This is a genomic window from Streptomyces sp. NPDC058663, from assembly GCF_042716745.1.
In the GTDB taxonomy this organism is placed as follows: domain Bacteria; phylum Actinomycetota; class Actinomycetes; order Streptomycetales; family Streptomycetaceae; genus Streptomyces.
In genome coordinates, this window is record NZ_JBHXRV010000020.1 from 92617 (window position 1) to 110229 (window position 17613).

Sequence of the window (17613 nt, forward strand, 5' to 3'; positions counted from 1 at the left end):
ATCTGCGTACGGCCGGACGTGGGCTTGGACGTGGACGTTGAGACCGCCGGCAGGCTACTTGCCCGCGACACGCACTTCCTTGCGGAGGGCCGCAGCGATCCTGGCGGCTTCGTCCATGGAGTGTTCGGCGGTGGGCTTGCTCGGACTCACCACACCGAGGGTGCTGTAGTCGGCCCAGACACACGAGAAGCCTGTCCGGGTGTGACCGGGCAAGGAGGGGTCCCCCGACTCGGCTTTCTGGCACTTCATCACGGCGCCGTCCAGGCCGTCGGGTGACACCTCCTGGGCATCGCCGATGAACCTGACGCCCGGCCGCTTCTTCATCTCGGCGAGCACGGCGTCAAGAGTCTTCCCGGGATCCTGGACCTCGCCGTGGACACCGAGGAACGCAAGGCCCGCTGCCTGCGGCACACCCTGCAGTTCGGCAGAGGCCGAGTACACATTGACCACCGACTGGGAGTCCGCGGAGATGCCGGTCCCGGCCAGGAACTTCGCCTTGGACTCGCCAAGGGGCCGCGGCTCATCGGTCTTCTTGGTCACGCTCTTGTAGGTGCCGCCCAACACCTCGGCCGGGGCTGTCAGCCGATGGGGCCCGTCGTCCTTCAGCTTCGCGCCACCGCCGCCGTCACCGCCGCCGTCACCGCCTGCCGTGAGGTACCAGACCCCGCCACCTATGACGGCGAGTGCCACCACAGCGGCCACGACGAGCCCGGCCTTCTTGCCTCCGCCTCCACCTCCACCTCCGCCCGGCGGAGGCGGCGGCACCTGGCCGTGGACCCACCCCGCATGGTGCGCGGGCTGCTGCGGCTGGCCGTAGCCGCCGGGCCCGCCTGGCGGTGGACCGCCGTAACCCTGCTGCGGCACGCCCTGCGGGGCCAGGGGCTGCTGACCGTAGGGGCCCGGCTGCTGCGGCTGACCCGGACCGTACGGACCCGGCTGCGGCTGACCCGGACCGTACGGACCCGGCTGCTGACCCGGACCGTACGGGCCGGGCTGTGGCGGCCGGCCGCCGTACGGGCCTGGCTGGTCGTAGCTCATCGGGTCTTCCCCTTCAGGTGCTCATGAACAGCCGGGGTCTCGCCACCCGGTGGCGCGGGTCCACGGAGAGCGAGATACGGATTGACGGAAAGTGGGGGCAGGGGCCGGGCCGAACACAGGCGGGCCCCCGTCACCAGCGCCCCGTATCAGGACGCGACCCGCTCTCCCGTCGGCTCGGCCACCACTACCTGGACGTGGGACGCGGCGTACTTGCGTGCCTTGGTGAGCATCTTGTCCAGGTCGAACTTCTGGCGCTGCACGGACACGTGCAGCGGCGCCGGCATCGCCGGATGTGCCGGCCGGACCCCCGTACCGGCCGGCACCGTCGCCCCCTGGCGCAGCCGTACACCGATCAGCACGTGCTCGCTGCCCTCGGGTGTCGCCACGACGAACTGACTGACGTCGTTCCAGGGCAACAGCACGTCGGCGACCCGTACGCCGACCGCGTCGAACTGGAACAGGATGCGACGTGAGTCGAACCAGGACGAAATGAACGGGATCGCTGCGACGATCACCACCCCGCCCTTCATGTCGAGCGCCCATCCGAGCAGGAGAGCGAGGGCCACCACGCCCAGGATCGAGCCCCACAGACCGGCAAGATCCTGGGGCGAGAACGGGCGCGTCACCTTGTACCGTGCCCATCGGCCGCGGCGTGCGGGCTGGTTCCCCGACCTCGGATTCGGCACCGACATGCGTATCCCCTTGATGTGACTGCACTTGATGAGCGCGTGCGGAACGACTGCGTACTTGCCAGGGACTTTAGAGACGGCACGGGCGGCAAGGCTTGGACAAATTTGATCTCGCGGTCCGGGGTCGGCCACTCGGCTCCGGGCGCGCGGACCTCGCCGCTCACAGCTCGTGCGCGCCCTCCACCCGGCGTGCGGCCGCCATTTCGGCGGGGGTGACGTCGGCCAGGGCGCGGAACTCGCGGTTGAGGTGGGCCTGATCGTAGAAGCCGCAGATGGCCGCCACTTCCCTGAGGTCGCTCCCCCCGTGGGACAGCAGCTCCACCGACCGGTGGAAGCGCAGCACTCTGGCGGACATCTTCGGCGTCAGACCGACCTGGTGTGTGAAGCGGCGGACCAAGTGGGCGTGGCTCCAGCCGACTTCGGCAGCGATACGGGCGACGGGGATCGTCCCCGCCGACCGCGTGAGCAGCCGCCAGGCATGCACGACCTCGGGCGAGGGATCGGGGCCGCGCTCCAGCCGGGTCAGCAACGCGGCGTCCAGCAGGTCGAACCGCCGCGTCCAGTCGCGGGTCGCCGACATCCGCTCCACCAACTCGTCGGCCCCGGGGCCGAGGACGTCCCGCAGCTCGAGCACCGTGTTCGTCAACTCCCTCATGGGTACGGCGAAGAGCCGGTACGCACCGAGCGGAGTCAGTTCGAGGCGTATCGCCTCCTGGCCACCTGGGTGATCGCACACCCGCGGCCCGTCCTCGAGCCCCGCGACCAGCGATCCGACCACGCGCACGGCGGGGCCCGTCTCCCCCAGCCGGAACACCTGGGCGAACGGCTCCCCGAGGTTGATCACCACGACGGCCCGCCCCCTGGGGACGAGCCGGACCCGGTAGGAAGTCGCCGCCGCAACCCGGTAGCCGTCGTAACTGTGCACGTACGGCCGCAGCTCCCGGGGCCAGGGCCGGGTCACCCGCAACCGGTCGCTGAACCGAGTCGTCACCGCTCCCGGACCGGCCCCGCCTCCGTGGCCAACTCCCGTCACGCCGTACCCCTTTCCGCTACGGGACCACCCTCCACCACAGCCGTCCCTCCTTCTGCCGAGGCGGGCATGATGACACGCCTGCCCGAACAACGAGAGCCTGCCGTCCGCCCGGCTGACCGGAACCCGTCACGGCACGACCCGAACCAAGACCGCCGACGGCGACACCGCCACTGCCACCGCCGAGCCCACCGCCCCCGGGACCGCCGGGACCACCGCCGGCACCACCACCGGTACCACCCCGAACGACGGGCCTGCCCCCCGGGTGCTCACCGGCGCGGAGCTTTCCGAGTTGCTGCACCAGCAGCAGTTCGGGGTGCTCGCGAGCGTCCGGAGCACCGGCCACCCACACCTCTCGACCGTCCTCTACGACTGGAACGCCGAGGGGCGCGTACTGCGGATCTCCTCCACCGCAGACCGCCTGAAGGTCCGTCAGTCACGCCGCGACCCGCACACCGCACTGCATGTGAACGGCCCGGACATCTGGTCGTTCGCCGTGGCCGAGGGCGTGGCGGAGATAGTGGACCCGGCCGACGGTGCGGCCCCCGACGAGATACCGCTGCCGGACCGGCGCGTGGTGATCCTCATCCGGGTTTCCCGCCTGTACGGAACGGCCCTGGACATTCCCGCCCAGGACTGACGCACACCGGCCACCCCCCGGGCAGCTCAGCTGTGCCGCGGCCGGTCCTCCAGATCGTGAGGTCGCGTCGGCATCTGCACGGCCGCCGCCCCGCCGTCAGCCCGAATTCAGCCGACGGTCACCATTTTCGCCCTGCTCGGCACACCTTCCGCGTTGAGTGCGAAGAGCAGGTACGTACCGGGGAGCGCCACGCCCGGGTCCGTGGGGACGGTGATCTCGTAGGCGTGGGTCCCGGTCGGGCGGGACGTCAGGGGGACACGGCGCTGGTCGTTGTCGGTGGAGTGCGTGGCGGCACCCGCCCGGACCAGTACGAAGGAGCTGACCGCCGAGTCGGTGGTCACCGGCACCTTCGCTCCGTGCGCCAGCCGGGCCGGCACCGTGCTGGTGAGGGCCGGACGGGGTCTCTCGGTGCCGTCCGCGTTGAGCAGGTACGGCGGGGTGAAGACCGCGCCGTCGGGGTGGTTGGTGGCGCAGTCCCCGCACAGTCCGCCGCCGCCACTGAAGACCCGGCCGTCGGGAAGGAGGTTGGCGACGCTGTGGTAGTTGCGCGGCACGGCCATGGACGCCATACGTGTGAAGGTGCCGGTGGCCGGGTCCCAGATCTCCGGGGTCATCGACGAGGTGGCGTCGCTGAACGGCACCGGGTAGGACTGGCCTCCGAAGACCGCCACCTTGCCGTCGGGGAGCACGACGCTGTTGGCGAAGGCGCGCGGGTCCGCCATGTCGCCGGTGCGCCTGCTGACGGGTGTGCCGCCGCCGTTGAGGTCGACGGTGTAGGCGCGGCGGGTGGCGGTGTTGTTCTCGTACGCGGGGGCGCCGCCGAGGGTCAGGAGTTTGCCGACGTCGTAGGCCACGGCGTTGCCGTTCATCGCGTCGGGGCTGTCGGCGCGGGTGCCGGCCGCGGTGATGGAGCCCGCACCGGTGGTGGAGATCCAGTTGAGCTGCTTGCTCGGGCCCAGGTGCAGGACGCGGCCGCCCGAAGTCGCGTGCAGCCACTGGTGGTTGTCTGCGCGGTAGGGCCCGCGCGGGTCCGCGGTCAGGGTGGTGGTGGCGGGGACCCCGGTCAGCTTGCGCCAGGTGCCGTCGGACGACGACCAGACCTCGCCGTCCTTGGCGCCTTCGCCCCCGCTCCAGGAACCGCCGAGGACGAAGGCGTCGCCGGTGGAGAGGAGGGTCATCGCCTGGTAGCCGCGGGCGATGTTCATGTCGCTGGTGGAGGTCCAGGCGTCCGTGGCCGGGTCGTAGATGCTGGCCCTCTCGGCGTTGGACCCGCCGGTGACCAGGACCCGGCCGTCCTTGAGGACGGCGATGCCGGGACAGAACATGTCGTGCTTGGTGTTGTCGATGCGGCGCTGGGTGACGGCGCCTGTGGCCAGGTCCATGATGGCGGTCTGCGTGTAGCCGTTGCTGCCGCCGAAGCGGTCGATGCCGTACGCGGACCAGGCGAGCATCTTGTTGTTGGGGAGGACGGCGGTGGCCACGGGCACGAGCGGGAAGCCCGTCACCCTTCCCCAGGAGCCGTGGACCGACGGGGCGGCGGGCCCGCTGAGCCGGATCTCGGACGCCGAGGACCACGGGCCCCGGTTCCCGGCCTCGGTGGTGGCGGTCAGGCGCACGTACCGGGCGGTCACCGTGCGGGTGAAGGTGGCGCCCTTGAGGGTGTCGTCGTCCTTCCAGACGCCGGAGGCGACGGGCGCGCCGAACGTGGTGCCGTCGGTGCTGGTGGTCACGGTGTACGCGCCCACCCGGCCGTTGGGGCCGGTGCGCCGTGGCTCGTAGCTGAGCGCCGAGACGGGGCGGGCGGACTTCATGTCGAGGGTGAGGTGGTGCGGAAGGGCGGTGGCGGGAGCGGGCGTCCACCTGCTGTGCCAGATCGTGTCGGAGCTGCCGTCCAGGACCTTGGCGGGACCGTGGTCCCCGGCGGCGGACTCGCTGTCGCTCGCGGTCGCGGTCCAGCCGTCGCGCGGCAGGTCGACGACGCCGGCCGTGGTGCCGGGGTCGCCGAGCAGGTTGATCTCCCCGGCCGAGCTCCACGGGCCGCGGCCACCGGCCTCGGTGAGTGCGGTGAGGCGGACGTACCGGGTGCCCTTGGGTGCGAAGCTGAGGGTTTTGACGGTGCTGTCGTCGGCAAGAGTGCCGGTGGCGACGGCTGCGCCCCATTGGGTTCCGTCGGCGCTCAGGTGGATCGCGTACTCGCCGATGCGCCCGTTGCTCCCCGAGCCGCGGGGGTGGTAGACGAGTGCCGAGACGACTGCGGTGCGGTGCATGTCCACGGTGATGCTGTGCGGCAGCGGGGCGGCCGGGGCTGTCCACTTGCTGTGCCAGATGGTGGCGGTGGTGCCGTCCAGGACGTTGGCCGCGCGGCCGTTCTCGCCTGCGGTCTCCTCGTCGCCGGCCGTCGCGGTCCAGCCGTCGCGCGGCAGTGTGGGCGCGGCCGGTTCCCTCGCGTCGGCGGGCGCCGCCTGATGGTGCGGCGCGGGAGGCGGTGCGGTCGGATCCCCGGCCGCACTCAGGGACGGCTGCGGAGCGGCGGCGGCACGGTCCTCGTGGGCCAGCAGCGGAAGGAGCCCGACGAGCACCGCGGTGAGTGCCAACAGGATCAGACCGCGGGAACCGGGCCACGGCAGCCATGACGGAGTGGGCCCAGGTATCAAGGTGTTCGCCCCCCAGCGCAGGAACGCCGAGTCGACCTCGGCGCCATATGCGGCATGACCATGTCAGCATGCGCGGGAGTTGTAAAGACTGTGATCCGGTCATGGAGATGAGTTGATGGCCCGTCACAGTCCCTGGCACGCATAGTAGTTGGGCAGCCTCGACGGTCGCGGCGGGCAACTGACCTGGCCGGCCCGGGCTTCACGCACCCCGCCGCCAGGGGAACGGCGGGGTGCGCCCGGCTCAACGGTTCCGCCTACGAGCGGCCTGCGCCCGCACACACGGGTTCGGCCTCGCCCGCACACACGGGTTCGGCCTCTCCCGGCTGGGCCGACGGCCCGCCCGGCTGAGCGAACCGCCTGCCCGCTCCCGCCGCGCGGGCCGTCGGCCTCCAGTCACTTGGTCAGGAAGGCGAGAAGAGCCTCGGTGACCTCCTGGGAGTGGGTCCACAGCAGACCGTGTGGAGCGCCGTCGATGACGACGTAGTCGGCCTGCGGGAGTGCCTCGTGGAAGAGGTCCCCGGTGGACTCGATGGGAAGGATGCGGTCCGCGGTGCCGTGCAGGATCAGTGCTGGGACGTCGATCTTGGGAAGGTCGGCACGGAAATCGGTGGACCAGGTCGCCACGCAGGCCAGGGAGGCGTACGCGGAGGCTCCTGCGGCGACGTTCCAGCTGTTGCGCACGGCTTCCTCGCTGATACGGGTGCCGAGGTTCTCGTCGAGGTTGTAGAAGTTCTCGTAGAACGCCGTGAAGTAGGCGTAGCGGTCGGCGGTGACGGCCGCTTCGATGTCCTTGAAGACGGTGCCTTCGACGCCGCCGGGGTTGTCGTCGGTCTTGAGGAGGAAGGGTTCGAGGGAGGCGAGGAAGGCGGCCTTGGCGATCCGGGCGGATCCGTACGTGCCCAGGTAGCGGCCGACCTCGCCGGTGCCCATGGAGAAGCCGACCAGGACGGCGTCGGTGAGGTCGAGGGTCTCCAGGACCGTGTTCAGGTCGGCGGCGAAGGTGTCGTAGTCGTAGCCGGTGGTGGGGTGGCTGGAGCGGCCGAAGCCGCGCCGGTCGTACGTGATCACCCGGTAGCCGGCCGACAGCAGCGCGGCGGTCTGCTTCTCCCAGGAGTGGCCGTCGAGCGGGTAGCCGTGGATCAGCACGACGGGCTGCCCGGTGCCGTGGTCCTCGTAGTACAGCTCGATGCTGGTCGAGTTCTCCTGGCCGACGGTGATGAACGCCATGGTGGTTACTGCCTTTCGGTGGAACGAGCCTGCGCGGAGGGAGTGCCTTGGGGTGTGGGGTATGGGGGCATGGGGTGTGGAGGCATCGGCTGTGGGGGGGCGGGCGGCGACGCGACGGGCTGAGCTGTCGGTTCGCTCGGCCACTCGGCCGCTCTCGGCCACTCGGCTGCTCTCGGTCAGCGGACCGAGCGGGCCGCCTGCTCCACGATGCGGGCGACGGTCCCGGGGCGGGAGACGGATACCGCGTGCGACGCTGCGACCGTCGTGGTGCGGGCCGCGGCGCGGGCCGACATGTAGCGCTGGGCAGCGACGGGGATGTTGCGGTCCTCGGTAGTGATCAGGGACCAGGTGGGAATCGTCTTCCAGGCGGGCTCGGCCGACTTCTCCTCCAGCGCGGCGGCGGCGATCGGACGCTGTCCTGCTGCCATGAGCCTGGCCTTGGCAGCGGGTACGTCCGCGGCGAACTGGTCGTGGAACTTCGCCTGCTTGATGTACACGTCTGCGCCCTGAACGCCGCCGGGCAGCGTGTAGTTGACCGACTCGATCGCCTGACCGAGGGTGCTGCCGGGGAACTTGTTGGTCAGTCCGAGGGAACTCTCGCCCGCGTCGGGCAGGAACGCGGCGATGTAGACCAGCGCCTTCACCTTGCCTTCGAGGCCCGCGGCGGCCTGGCTGATGACCGTACCGCCGTAGGAGTGGCCGACCAGGACCACTGGCCCGTCGATGTGGCTGACGACGCTGCGCAGATGGGCGGCATCGGTCGCCGGACCACGCAGCGGGTTGGCTGCGGACACCACGGGGTAGCCCGAGCGCTGCAGCCGGGTGACGACACCGTCCCAGCTGGCGGCGTCGGCGAACGCCCCGTGCTCCAGCACGATCGTCGGACGCACCGGCTGGTGGGAAGCCGCTCCGGCGGAGGCGGGCAGGGTGACGGCGGCCACGGACAGCCCCACTGCCGCAGTGATACCGAGCACGGCGGATCTACGGCTCGGACGGGCCGGACGGGTGATGCGCATACGTGTGTCCATTTTCCTTGTGTGCCGGCCCTGGCGGGCCGTACGGGCGATGTGGGCAGGCGCAGCCTGAAGACTCACCAACAACTGCCGGCATCGAGGGGCGAGTTGGCGCGCTCTCCAGCTGCGCCGAGTGTGAGTGGAGCGCCTTGCGTCCTGTTCTACGAGGGGAGCTCAGGTTCGGTTCACCCGGAGCGCGGGCATTTTTTCCCGGGCGTCGAAGGCGGCGGAGTCCAGAACTTCGTAGACATGCCGGAGATAGCTGTAGGTGCGTTCGGAGCCGAGGATTCCGTCGCCCAGCCGGTTCATCGTGTACGAGAACGTGACGCGCCGGTCGAGGTCCATCAGGACGATCGAACCGCCTCGTCCGACCCAGAAGCAGACCCTGCCGGTAGGCATGTGCGGCATCGTCCGTGCATCGGCGAGCGCGAAGCCGGTGCCCCAGCGCACGGGAATGCCCAGGAACAGGTCGATGCCGTCGGCCTGGACGTCCAGGACCCTCTCGGCAGTCTCCTGCGAGAGGAGCCGACGGCCGTTCACCCGGCCACCGCGTGAGATCACGGACAGGGCGCGGGCCATGCCTCGTGCGTTGCCGTGTCCGTTGACGGCTCCCAGCTCGGCGCGTCGCCACCGCGGGGTGTCGACGTGCTCGTCCCGGGCAGGGCTTCCGGCCAGCGTCTTGACGAAGATCCCGTCCGGATCGAGGCCTTCGGGTATGCCGGAGAGCTGCGAGGGGGCGACCAGCTCGGCGATACGTGGCCAGTCGGCCTGCCGCGCACCGATCTGGACGTCGGCCTGTGCCGGCCCCGCGATCTCGGTGTCGACGAACTCGGCCAGGGTACGGCCGCTCACCCGCCGGACAAGCTCTCCCACCAGCTGCCCCTGCGTCTGCACGTGGTAACCCGAGGCACTGCCGGGCTTCCACCAGGGCTCCTGAGCGGCCAGCCGCCCGCTCGCGGTCCGCCAGTCGTACAAGTCGTCGATGGTGAAGGGCTGTTGCCAGCCGGAGAGCCCCGAGGTGTGTCCCAGTACGTGCCGCACCTCGATGTCCTGCTTGCCCCGGGCAGCGAATTCGGGCCAGTAGTGGGCGACCGGGCGATGGAGGTCCAGCGCCCCGCGGTCCACGAGGACGAGGGCGGCCAGACTACTGAGGGTCTTGGTGGTCGACCACAGGTTGACCAACGTGTCCTCGCGCCAGGGAACGGTGCGCGCCGCGTCGGCATGACCGCCCCACACATCGACCTCCATGACGCCGTCCACATCGACGGCGATCGACGCCCCCAACTCCTCGCCGGACTCCAGGTGTGCTGCCAGCGCCTCGCGGACCGGTGCGAACCGGTCCGTACTCGTTCCTTCGACCATGACCATGTCTTCCCTCACTCGTGACGACGACCGTCCGCTCACTCAACGGAGGGAACGGCACCCCGGTTCACCCATCGCCGCAGGTGAGGGACGTCCGCGTGGACGGCCCTCCTGGTGGGGGCGGTCCCTTGCCGACATGGCGGCAGCGCGCGCCGCACCCGCGCCGCGTCCCGCCACAGGTGCAGCCGTCGCGCCGCAGGCCTCCTGCTAATGTCCTGTCCGGTATGCGGGCAACGGACAACGGAGTCCTCCCCGCCGTGTCCACCTGCGTCGGCCCCCGACCCCGGTGGGCAGTCCCGCGACAGGGGCGTGCGGGTGCCCGGGGCCACCGGCCCGGCACCCGGCTTTCGTCCTCGCGGGAGCGGGTCGCCGTACGGCCGGGGGACATGACCACAGGTGTGCCCCCGAGGGTGACGCCATCGACGGGGATTCTGGGTGGGTACGGTGACAGCTGTGAGCCAGGGTCTCGATTTCGCGCTGCTGGGGCCCCTGGAGGTACGTCGGGCGGGCACCGTACTGGACCCGGGCCGGCGCAGGCAGCGGCTGCTGCTGATACGTCTGCTGCTCGCCGACGGCCGGGCGGTCGCGCCGGAGACGCTGTGCGACGAACTGTGGCCGCAACAGCCGGGACGGGCACCGGGCGGAGCAACGAGCTCCCTGCACGCCCACGTCAGCAAGGTCCGCGCGGTCCTGGAGCCCCCGCACCTGCGCGGGCAGCGCGCCTTCGAGGTACTGGTCACCGAGCCTCTGGGCTACGCGCTGCGGGTGCCGCCCGAGAGCCGAGACACCACACGCTTCGAGCAGTCACTCGCCCGGGCTCACCGGTTCATGGGCCAGGGCAGGCCCGAACGCGTCGTGGAAGAGGCGGGAACAGCCCTGGAGATGTGGCGCGGTGCCGCGTTCGCGGACGCCGCGCACCACCTGTTCGCCGTCCACGAGGCGACACGTTTGGAAGAACTGCGGCAGACCACCCGCGAGGTCCGCACCACCGCCCTGCTCCTGCAGGGGCGGACCACCGAAGCCCTGGACGAGGCACAGGCGCTGACCACGGAACATCCGCTGCGGGAAACCGGCTGGGGTCTGCTGATGCGCGCCCTGTACCTGGCCGGACGGCACCCCGAGGCGTTGCAGCGCTACGCCGACCTGCGCCGGTACCTCAGCTGCGAACTCGGCCTCGAACCCGGCCCGTCCCTACGCGCCCTGCATGACGGCATCCTCCGCCACGACCTGCCTCCCCTTCAGCCGGCCGGTGTACTGAACGGACCCGGCGGAGCGTCCGTCCCCGGCGGGTCGGCCGCCCCCGGCGCGGCGTACGAGAAGAAGGCCACCCCGCCCGCAGGCCCCACCGATCCCACCAGCCCCACTGATCCCGCCAGCCTCACCGACCCGGCCGGTTCCGCCGCCCACGGACGGGCAGAGGCGGCCGACCGGCCCGGTGCGCAAGGCGAACCGCACGACACCGCCGACCGGCCCGGCGCGGAAGGCCAACCGCACGACACCGCCCACCGAACCAACGCGCGCAGCGAACCGGCCGCGGTTGCTGACGGCCCCACGACGCCGCCCCTGGCACGTCCGGCTCAACTGCCGCGCACTCTCCCGGTGTTCGCGGGCCGGGCGACCGAGGGCGCGTGGCTGGCGGCCGTGAACGGCGGACCGGGCGGACCCGGGCCCGCCGCTGCCCCTGTCGTCGTCATCAGCGGTGCTCCGGGTGTCGGCAAGACCACCTTCGCCGTCCACCACGCCCACGGCATCGCCGCCGCCTTCACCGACGGACAGCTCTTCGTCAACCTCTGCGGCTTCCACCCCCACGCGCCCGCCGTCGAACCCGGCAACGCCCTGCACGGCTTCCTCACCGCTCTCGGCGTTCCCGCCCAGCGCATCCCCGAGGACACCGAAGGACGCAGCACACTCTTCCGCAGTCTGCTCGCCGACCGGCGGATCCTGCTCGTCCTGGACAACGCCCGCGACGAACAACAAGTACGGCCGCTGCTCCCGGGGGGAGCGGGCTGCCTCACTCTGATCACCAGCCGCAGCCAGCTCCCCGGCCTGGTCACCACCGACGGCGCCAAACCCCTCACCCTCCCGCTGCCCTCGGAGGCCGAGGCCCACCAGGCCCTCGAACGACGTCTGGGAGCGGAGCGACTGGCCGCCGAGCCCGCCGCCGCAGCGGACATCATCCGCCTGTGCGGACGGCTTCCGCTGGCGCTGGCGGTGGTCGCCGCCCGGGCCGAACTCGATCCCTCCTTCCCCCTGCACGCCATTGCCGACGACCTGCGGCACACCGACGGCGGTCTCGACGCGTTCACCGGCTCGGACGCCACCACCGACGTACGCGCCGTCTTCTCCTGGTCGTACCGGTCCCTGGACGAGCTCACCGCCCGCCTCTTCCGTCTCCTGGCCCTGCACCCCGGCCCCCACATCACCGTCCCGGCCGCCGCAGGCCTCGCGGGCCTCCCGCTCCCCCGCACGCGCCGGGCACTCGACGCTCTGACCAGTTCGTGCCTCGTGGAACAACCGCTGCCCGGCCGCTACGGCCTGCACGACCTGCTGCGCGGGTACGCGGCCGAGCTCACCGACACGCACGACACCACGCAGGAACGGCACCACGCCACCGTCCGGGTCCTGGACCACTACATGTTCACCGCCCATGAGGCCAACCAGCTGCTCAAGCAGGACACACCTCCCGACCTCGACCTGGGGGCGCCCCACCCGGGCGTCACCCCGGAGAAGTTCGCCACCCACCAGCAGGCGACCCGGTGGCTCACCGCAGAACACCGCGTTCTGAACGGTCTGCTGCACACCGCCGTCAGCCAGAAACTGGACCACCACACCACCGGTCTGTCCTGGTCGCTCAAGGAACACTTCAACCGTCAGGAGTTCTGGCCCGAGGCGATCACAGCCCTGGCCCCGGCCCTCGAAGTGGCCCGGCGCCACAACAACCTTCTCGAAGAGGGCCGTTGCCTCCGCCACCTCGGCGGCATCCACGGCTATCTCGGCCACCGGAAAGAAGCGCTCGACGACCTCAAGCGCGCCACCGCGATCTTCGAGGAGCTCGACGCGACCGGTGAGCTGGCCCGAGCCCACTACGTCACGGCGTGTGCGCTGTTCCTGTTCGGCCGGGTCGAGGAAGCCGTGATGGCCTCCGAGCGGGGCCTCGAACTGTCCCGGGAGACGGGCGAGGAGCTGTGGCTGGCCGAGTGCCTCATCGAACTTGCCTGGTTCCACTCCAATCTCGGGAATCTTCAGAAGAGCCTGCTGTACAACGAGGAGGGCATCGCCCTGTTCCAGAGCCTGGACGCGCCGTGGCAGCTGGCCCAGGCCTGGGACATTCTGGGCTACAACCTCCGTATGCTCGGCCGATTCGAGGAGTCCCTCGCCACCTACCAGCGGGCGACGCGGGCGTTCGAGGAGCTGGACGACCACAGGAACGCCATCGGCTCACTGATGAGGAGGGGCGACGCCCGCATGGCCATGGGCGACCGGGAAGGTGCCCGGGCGGACTGGGACCGCGCCCTCACAAGCGCCGACGAGCGGGCGATGTCCCACACTGCCGAGCAGGCCCGTGACCGGCTCGCCGCCCTGGACGGCAATGCGGACCCCACGCCCCCCGTGCCGGAGAGGGCGGACGGGGACCACAAGCTCGCCGTCCCGCGGAGTAACAACCCTGTGCGCTGAGTCCTCTGGACCACACGACGCGCCGGTCCGGGCGGGTCAGCGGGGCAGCGGGTCATCAGCGGATCAGCGGTCAGCAGCGGACCAGCGGTCAGCAGGTCATCAGAGCAGCAGAGCATCAGCGGTCAGCGGATCTGCAGGATGTGCAGCGTCGCGTTGAGTCCCTCCACGTCGCGAAGGGCCGACCACTTGGGCAGGACCCGCACCTGATCGCCGAGAAGCAGCTCGACGTGGTTGTTGCCGGAGGTGACGCGCCAGACGTTGGGGAGCCCCGGAGCCATGACGCCCGCGTTGGCGAAGCACGCGGTCTGGTTGCCGTTGTACCAGACCTTGACCAGGTCCGTACGGTCGCCGCAGGCCGTCTGGTTGACCGCGGCGGCCGGGGACACGGACACGAGAGCCGAGACGGCTCCCACTGCCAGGACGAGGCCGAGCCGGGAGAGAGTGCGCTTCATGAGGGGAGTTGTCCTTCCGAAATGCTGCGGTGTTGTCGAGCAACACGGTTCGGTCTGCTGAACGAAGCGCTGGGCTCCCCGGTTCACCGGAAGGCACCAGCTTTCGAAGCTCCCGCCCGGGCGTAACGACAAGAAGACGACAAGGTGCAGCCAAGGGCTCCCCACGAGTGTTGAGCCGCTCACCCGCACATGCGGGAGAGCACGCCACAGAACACTTGAACAGGAACGGGCGCCACACATGAACGGGATCATGGAAGCGGGGACCACCCGCCTCGCTCCAGGCCGGGCACATGCCCACCACGTCGCACCGGACACCGACTGCGATGCCTTCGTCCGGGACATCTACGATCAGTACGGCCCGCTGATCGTCCGCTACGCCACGCGGCTGCTGGACGGCGACTGGCACAAGGCGGAGGACATACTCCAGGAGACCGCGGCCCGCGCCTGGAAGCACGCCCGGATGCTGGGCACCCGTGGCGAGCAGGTCCGGCCGTGGCTGTTCACCGTGGCGAAGAACCTCGTCATCGACCACCACCGGAGCCGGCAGATCCGGCCGCTGGAGCTCATGCCGGTCGAGGACCTGGACGCCTCCTGGGACAGCACCGAAGCCACGATCACCTCCCATGTGGTGCTGGAGGCCCTGCGGGAGCTGAACGAGCAGCAGCTGTCCGTCATCCGCCTCATGTACTACCTGGAATGCAGCGTGGCCCAGGCCGCCGAGCACCTCGGCATCCCGCCCGGCACCGTCAAGAGCCGCGCCTTCTACGCCGTGCGGGCACTGCGCAGGGCGCTGGAGAAGCAAGGTGTTCGCGGGAAGTAGGAGCCGGCCGTCGATCCCTGACCGGTCCCCTGGCGGTGACAGAGGAAGCAGCCCTCCCAGTGCGGCCATGCGCTGAGGACTCGGTGCCGTGCGCAGGAGGCCACCGCTCGCTCCTCCGGAGAGGGGAAGCCGTCACCGAGCGGAGCACTGCCGGTCGGCAGGAAGGACTCGACCATGGAGTGGAACCGAAGCAGGTGGTCACGGGCGAACGGCAGGTCCTCACCCAACTCGTCCCACCGGTGACGGTTCAGCGCCAGTGCGACGGTGCGCAGCACGAAATCCTTCGCGCGGGCACGCTCGGCGGCGGACGCACCCCAGGCGATGTCCTCCAGATCGAAGCCCACGGCGCCGCGCCCCATCACGTTCTGGTCCTGAAGTGCCAGCAGAGCAGCGAATCGGTAGTCCCACTCCCCGTCGGCAAGTTCGGACACCGCCAGCATCAGCACATCGATGAACACCTCGGTGCCGCCATTGGACAGTTCCAGACACTGCCCGCTTCCTCCGAACACGTTCATCGGCCCACGGTACGCCGGCGGCCGCAGGCAGCAGGCAGCAGGCAGCAGGCAGCAGGCAATGCTTGCCGTCACCCGCCCGGAGCGCGGATCAGTAGCGGCCCGGCTGCCACCGAGGCTGGAGCGCGGGTGGCTCGGCCGGTCCCTGGGCTGGTTAGGCTGCCGGACATGAATCCGGCCATGACCAGCAAGGTGACCGCTGCACCCGCCCTCCTCGACGCCATGGAGCTGACTTCCGATCCGGAGCTGGAGGCCCGGTTCACGGAGTCGGCCCACCAGATCCTGGCGGACCTGGTCGAAGGAGGTGCCGCGCTGGGCTGGGTCGAACCGCCCTCCCGCGACGAGGTGGCGGACCTTCTCGGCCGCGTCGTCATGGCGGTGCAGGACGGTGACGCGGCCCTGCGCGTCGCGTATCTGGACCGTCGGCTGGTCGGGTTGGGGTACTGGTGCCGTTACGCCCGACCGACCCATCGGCCGCACGCCGACCTGGAGAAGATCGCGGTGGATGCTGCCGCCCATGGCCGTGGTGTCGGAAGGGCGCTGACCGCTGCCCTGATCGCTGACGCCAGGGAGGCGGGAATCGAGGTCCTCACCTTGGACGCCCGCGGCGACAACACGCATGCCCTGCGCCTCTACCGGACGCTGGGCTTCACCGAGTACGGCCGTCTTCCCGACTTCGTCGCCGTCGGCGAACAGCGATACGACAAGGTCTTCTACATGCTGGACTTCCGCCGGCAGGGCTGACCACTGACACGTACGAAGTCCCGGCCGCCGGGCTGTCGGCGGCCTCCGCCGGGCCTTCGTGACGTCGAACCGCGTGACAGGCACTCCTACATCGCGGCAAGGCCCAACTCGGCGTAGGCGTACGCCGGTTTCGGACGGGAGCCGTTGCGGAAGATGCGTACGGTCACCTCGTCCGGCCGGTCGGCGCCCAGGGTCCGCAGGGCCGCGACGGCCTTCCGGGCCAGCGGACCGGCACCGTAGTGGACGACGGGCTCGCCGAGCGTCCACTCGGCGAGGCCCGGACTCATGACCTCGGGATGCCAGCCGTCCGCGAACATGCTCCGGGCCTGCTCGCTGCCCGGATCGTCCGGTGTCGGCAGGTTCCCGGCGTCGAGTCCCGGGCCGGACGCGCCGGTGGCGATCGTGCCGCGGAACGTCGTCATGAACTGGACGACGCTGTCCTGCGGCCCGCCCATGACCACGGCGGCGTCAGCCGGCAACGTGCCCAACACCCAGTCCAGCCGCGCCTGGAGGTCGCCCCACTCCATGCACGGGCCGACGGCGCCGCGCGCGCTGGGACGATCGTCGAAACGCTCCAAGCCGTAGACCCTGAACGGTCCGCCCAGCCCCCAGCCCCGCACCGTCACCTGCTCGGCGGGAACCGCCAGCACGTCGCGCAACGCGCACACGATCGCCCGGACGTGCTCCGTGCGGACGGAAGCGTCCCGGTACCAGTGCCACTCCAGGCACCAGGTCGGCCGCACCGGCGAGATGCCGGTGTCCCGGCGCTCCCAGCCGAGTTCCGCGAGATCCCGCTCCTGCCCGGCGGTCAGCGGAGTACCGTCGGGAATCCGCTTGTGCCCGTCGGTCAGCGGAGCGCCGTCGGAGGCACACACCTCCGCCACCACGTGATGGTCTCCGGCCCGGGTCAGCGTGACAGCGACGCGGTCCTCCGGCGCTCCGATCCTTACCCGGTCCCGGTGTTGCACGTACTCACCTCCCAAGCAGTCCGCAACGACCGGCACTTCGCCACGGCCCCACAGGGCGTCCCACACTGTCGACTCCATGCCGCCCAGCATGCCCAACCCTCCGTGGCCCCCGCGCATGGGGAGGCGTAGATGTCACTTCACGGCCTTCAGCCGGGTTGCGCGGACGGCGGGGTCGGAGGGTGGACGAAGATCCGGTCGAGGTGGTGGTGGAGTACGGCGAGGGCCGACTCCGGCGTCCGCTGGCCGACGAGAATGCTTGTGCCCATCGTCGCGGTCATGGCGAGGAGGCTGATTGCTTCCGTGTGTGCTTCGATCCGGGCGTCGGCCAGGCCCGCCTCCTGCGCCTGCGCGAGTAGTTCCGTGAGTGCGTTCTCGGCGGCGTCGGGGTTGTCGATGAAGGGCTGGGCGGCGAGGGCTTCGTCGGTGACGGAGAGGATCGCGTAGGAGCTGTAGAGGAGGTGAAAGGTACGGCTCTCCTCGTCCGTGGGGAGGGAGGCCAGGAGCAGCGCCTCGATGGTCGTGCGTGGACCCGGGTGAGGGCCGACCGCGGCGAGGCGTGCGCCCACTCGCGCGGTGAAGTGGTCGGTCAGGTGCTGGAGCCCGTAGAAGAGCAGCTTCTCCTTGGTCTGGAAGTAGTACTGCACGAGCCTCAGTGACACTCCTGCCTCGGCCGCCACGTCGCGCATCCCGACGGCGTGCAGGCCACGCCGTCCGGCTATCCGGATGAGAGCCTCGGCGATCTCGGTCCGCCGTTCCTGGTGGTCCACGCGTTTCGGCATGCGCTGATGT

16 protein-coding genes are annotated in these 17613 nt (G+C 70.6%); 5 read left to right on the plus strand and 11 right to left on the minus strand.

Annotated elements, in window-relative coordinates:
• Window positions 1-54: 54 nt before the first annotated feature.
• Entirely contained in the window at window positions 55-702 is a 648-nt protein-coding gene (locus ACFWVV_RS16870; protein WP_384350409.1) for a hypothetical protein, read from the minus strand.
• A gap of 69 nt (window positions 703-771) precedes the next feature.
• Here ACFWVV_RS16870 and ACFWVV_RS16875 point away from each other — a divergent pair, with 69 nt between their 5' ends.
• Window positions 772-1065, plus strand: coding sequence for a hypothetical protein (locus tag ACFWVV_RS16875; protein WP_384350412.1), 294 nt, complete (start codon window positions 772-774; stop codon window positions 1063-1065).
• A 119-nt stretch (window positions 1066-1184) separates the two neighbouring features.
• Here the strand turns inward: ACFWVV_RS16875 and ACFWVV_RS16880 are convergent, their stop codons facing one another.
• On the minus strand, window positions 1185-1730 hold the full coding sequence (locus tag ACFWVV_RS16880) for a hypothetical protein (RefSeq protein ID WP_384350415.1): 546 nt from the start codon (window positions 1728-1730) through the stop codon (window positions 1185-1187).
• 157 nt (window positions 1731-1887) lie between these two features.
• Window positions 1888-2718: a helix-turn-helix domain-containing protein gene (locus ACFWVV_RS16885; protein ID WP_384350418.1), complete on the minus strand. Its 831-nt coding sequence runs from the start codon at window positions 2716-2718 to the stop codon at window positions 1888-1890.
• 304 nt (window positions 2719-3022) lie between these two features.
• Between ACFWVV_RS16885 and ACFWVV_RS16890 the strand changes: the two genes are divergently transcribed.
• Window positions 3023-3397, plus strand: a complete 375-nt coding sequence (locus ACFWVV_RS16890; protein WP_384350421.1) for a pyridoxamine 5'-phosphate oxidase family protein — start codon at window positions 3023-3025, stop codon at window positions 3395-3397.
• A gap of 107 nt (window positions 3398-3504) precedes the next feature.
• Here the strand turns inward: ACFWVV_RS16890 and ACFWVV_RS16895 are convergent, their stop codons facing one another.
• The 4 genes from ACFWVV_RS16895 to ACFWVV_RS16910 all read right to left on the minus strand — a co-directional run bounded on the left by ACFWVV_RS16895 (window position 3505) and on the right by ACFWVV_RS16910 (window position 9653).
• Window positions 3505-5991: a discoidin domain-containing protein gene (locus ACFWVV_RS16895; RefSeq protein WP_384350424.1), complete on the minus strand. Its 2487-nt coding sequence runs from the start codon at window positions 5989-5991 to the stop codon at window positions 3505-3507.
• Between the two features lie 453 nt (window positions 5992-6444).
• Window positions 6445-7278, minus strand: coding sequence for an alpha/beta fold hydrolase (locus tag ACFWVV_RS16900; protein WP_384350426.1), 834 nt, complete (start codon window positions 7276-7278; stop codon window positions 6445-6447).
• Window positions 7279-7454: 176 nt separating this feature from the next.
• Window positions 7455-8294 carry an alpha/beta fold hydrolase gene (locus ACFWVV_RS16905; protein WP_384350534.1) on the minus strand — a complete coding sequence of 280 codons (840 nt, stop codon included), beginning with the start codon at window positions 8292-8294 and terminating at the stop codon, window positions 7455-7457.
• Between the two features lie 171 nt (window positions 8295-8465).
• A complete protein-coding gene (locus ACFWVV_RS16910) occupies window positions 8466-9653 on the minus strand; it encodes a serine hydrolase domain-containing protein (RefSeq protein WP_384350429.1) in 1188 nt (395 codons plus the stop codon).
• A 453-nt stretch (window positions 9654-10106) separates the two neighbouring features.
• Here ACFWVV_RS16910 and ACFWVV_RS16915 point away from each other — a divergent pair, with 453 nt between their 5' ends.
• Entirely contained in the window at window positions 10107-13328 is a 3222-nt protein-coding gene (locus tag ACFWVV_RS16915) for a BTAD domain-containing putative transcriptional regulator (protein WP_384350432.1), read from the plus strand.
• 122 nt (window positions 13329-13450) lie between these two features.
• Here ACFWVV_RS16915 and ACFWVV_RS16920 read toward each other — a convergent pair whose 3' ends face one another.
• A complete protein-coding gene (locus ACFWVV_RS16920; RefSeq protein WP_384350434.1) occupies window positions 13451-13780 on the minus strand; it encodes a beta/gamma crystallin domain-containing protein in 330 nt (109 codons plus the stop codon).
• Between the two features lie 238 nt (window positions 13781-14018).
• Here ACFWVV_RS16920 and ACFWVV_RS16925 point away from each other — a divergent pair, with 238 nt between their 5' ends.
• Entirely contained in the window at window positions 14019-14600 is a 582-nt protein-coding gene (locus tag ACFWVV_RS16925) for a sigma-70 family RNA polymerase sigma factor (RefSeq protein ID WP_384350437.1), read from the plus strand.
• Here ACFWVV_RS16925 and ACFWVV_RS16930 read toward each other — a convergent pair.
• Window positions 14543-15115: a hypothetical protein gene (locus ACFWVV_RS16930; protein WP_384350440.1), complete on the minus strand. Its 573-nt coding sequence runs from the start codon at window positions 15113-15115 to the stop codon at window positions 14543-14545. The genes ACFWVV_RS16925 and ACFWVV_RS16930 overlap by 58 nt on opposite strands.
• 165 nt (window positions 15116-15280) lie before the next feature.
• Between ACFWVV_RS16930 and ACFWVV_RS16935 the strand changes: the two genes are divergently transcribed.
• Entirely contained in the window at window positions 15281-15856 is a 576-nt protein-coding gene (locus ACFWVV_RS16935) for a GNAT family N-acetyltransferase (protein WP_384350443.1), read from the plus strand.
• Window positions 15857-15942: 86 nt separating this feature from the next.
• On the opposite strand, the gene ACFWVV_RS16940 is transcribed toward ACFWVV_RS16935, so the two are convergent.
• Window positions 15943-16902, minus strand: coding sequence for a hypothetical protein (locus tag ACFWVV_RS16940; protein WP_384350445.1), 960 nt, complete (start codon window positions 16900-16902; stop codon window positions 15943-15945).
• Between the two features lie 68 nt (window positions 16903-16970).
• Window positions 16971-17603 carry a TetR/AcrR family transcriptional regulator gene (locus ACFWVV_RS16945; RefSeq protein ID WP_384350448.1) on the minus strand — a complete coding sequence of 211 codons (633 nt, stop codon included), beginning with the start codon at window positions 17601-17603 and terminating at the stop codon, window positions 16971-16973.
• Window positions 17604-17613: the final 10 nt, after the last annotated feature.

What these genes read in the sequence shown, in the direction of transcription:
- ACFWVV_RS16905 (WP_384350534.1), bottom strand. Translation starts at nt 8,294, where the DNA reads ATGCGCATCACCCGTCCGGCCCGTCCGAGCCGTAGATCCGCCGTGCTC.
- ACFWVV_RS16900 (WP_384350426.1), bottom strand. Translation starts at nt 7,278, where the DNA reads ATGGCGTTCATCACCGTCGGCCAGGAGAACTCGACCAGCATCGAGCTG.
- ACFWVV_RS16910 (WP_384350429.1), bottom strand. Translation starts at nt 9,653, where the DNA reads ATGGTCGAAGGAACGAGTACGGACCGGTTCGCACCGGTCCGCGAGGCG.
- ACFWVV_RS16880 (WP_384350415.1), bottom strand. Translation starts at nt 1,730, where the DNA reads ATGTCGGTGCCGAATCCGAGGTCGGGGAACCAGCCCGCACGCCGCGGC.
- ACFWVV_RS16945 (WP_384350448.1), bottom strand. Translation starts at nt 17,603, where the DNA reads ATGCCGAAACGCGTGGACCACCAGGAACGGCGGACCGAGATCGCCGAG.
- ACFWVV_RS16920 (WP_384350434.1), bottom strand. Translation starts at nt 13,780, where the DNA reads ATGAAGCGCACTCTCTCCCGGCTCGGCCTCGTCCTGGCAGTGGGAGCC.
- ACFWVV_RS16925 (WP_384350437.1), top strand. Translation starts at nt 14,019, where the DNA reads ATGAACGGGATCATGGAAGCGGGGACCACCCGCCTCGCTCCAGGCCGG.
- ACFWVV_RS16930 (WP_384350440.1), bottom strand. Translation starts at nt 15,115, where the DNA reads ATGAACGTGTTCGGAGGAAGCGGGCAGTGTCTGGAACTGTCCAATGGC.
- ACFWVV_RS16940 (WP_384350445.1), bottom strand. Translation starts at nt 16,902, where the DNA reads ATGGAGTCGACAGTGTGGGACGCCCTGTGGGGCCGTGGCGAAGTGCCG.
- ACFWVV_RS16935 (WP_384350443.1), top strand. Translation starts at nt 15,281, where the DNA reads ATGAATCCGGCCATGACCAGCAAGGTGACCGCTGCACCCGCCCTCCTC.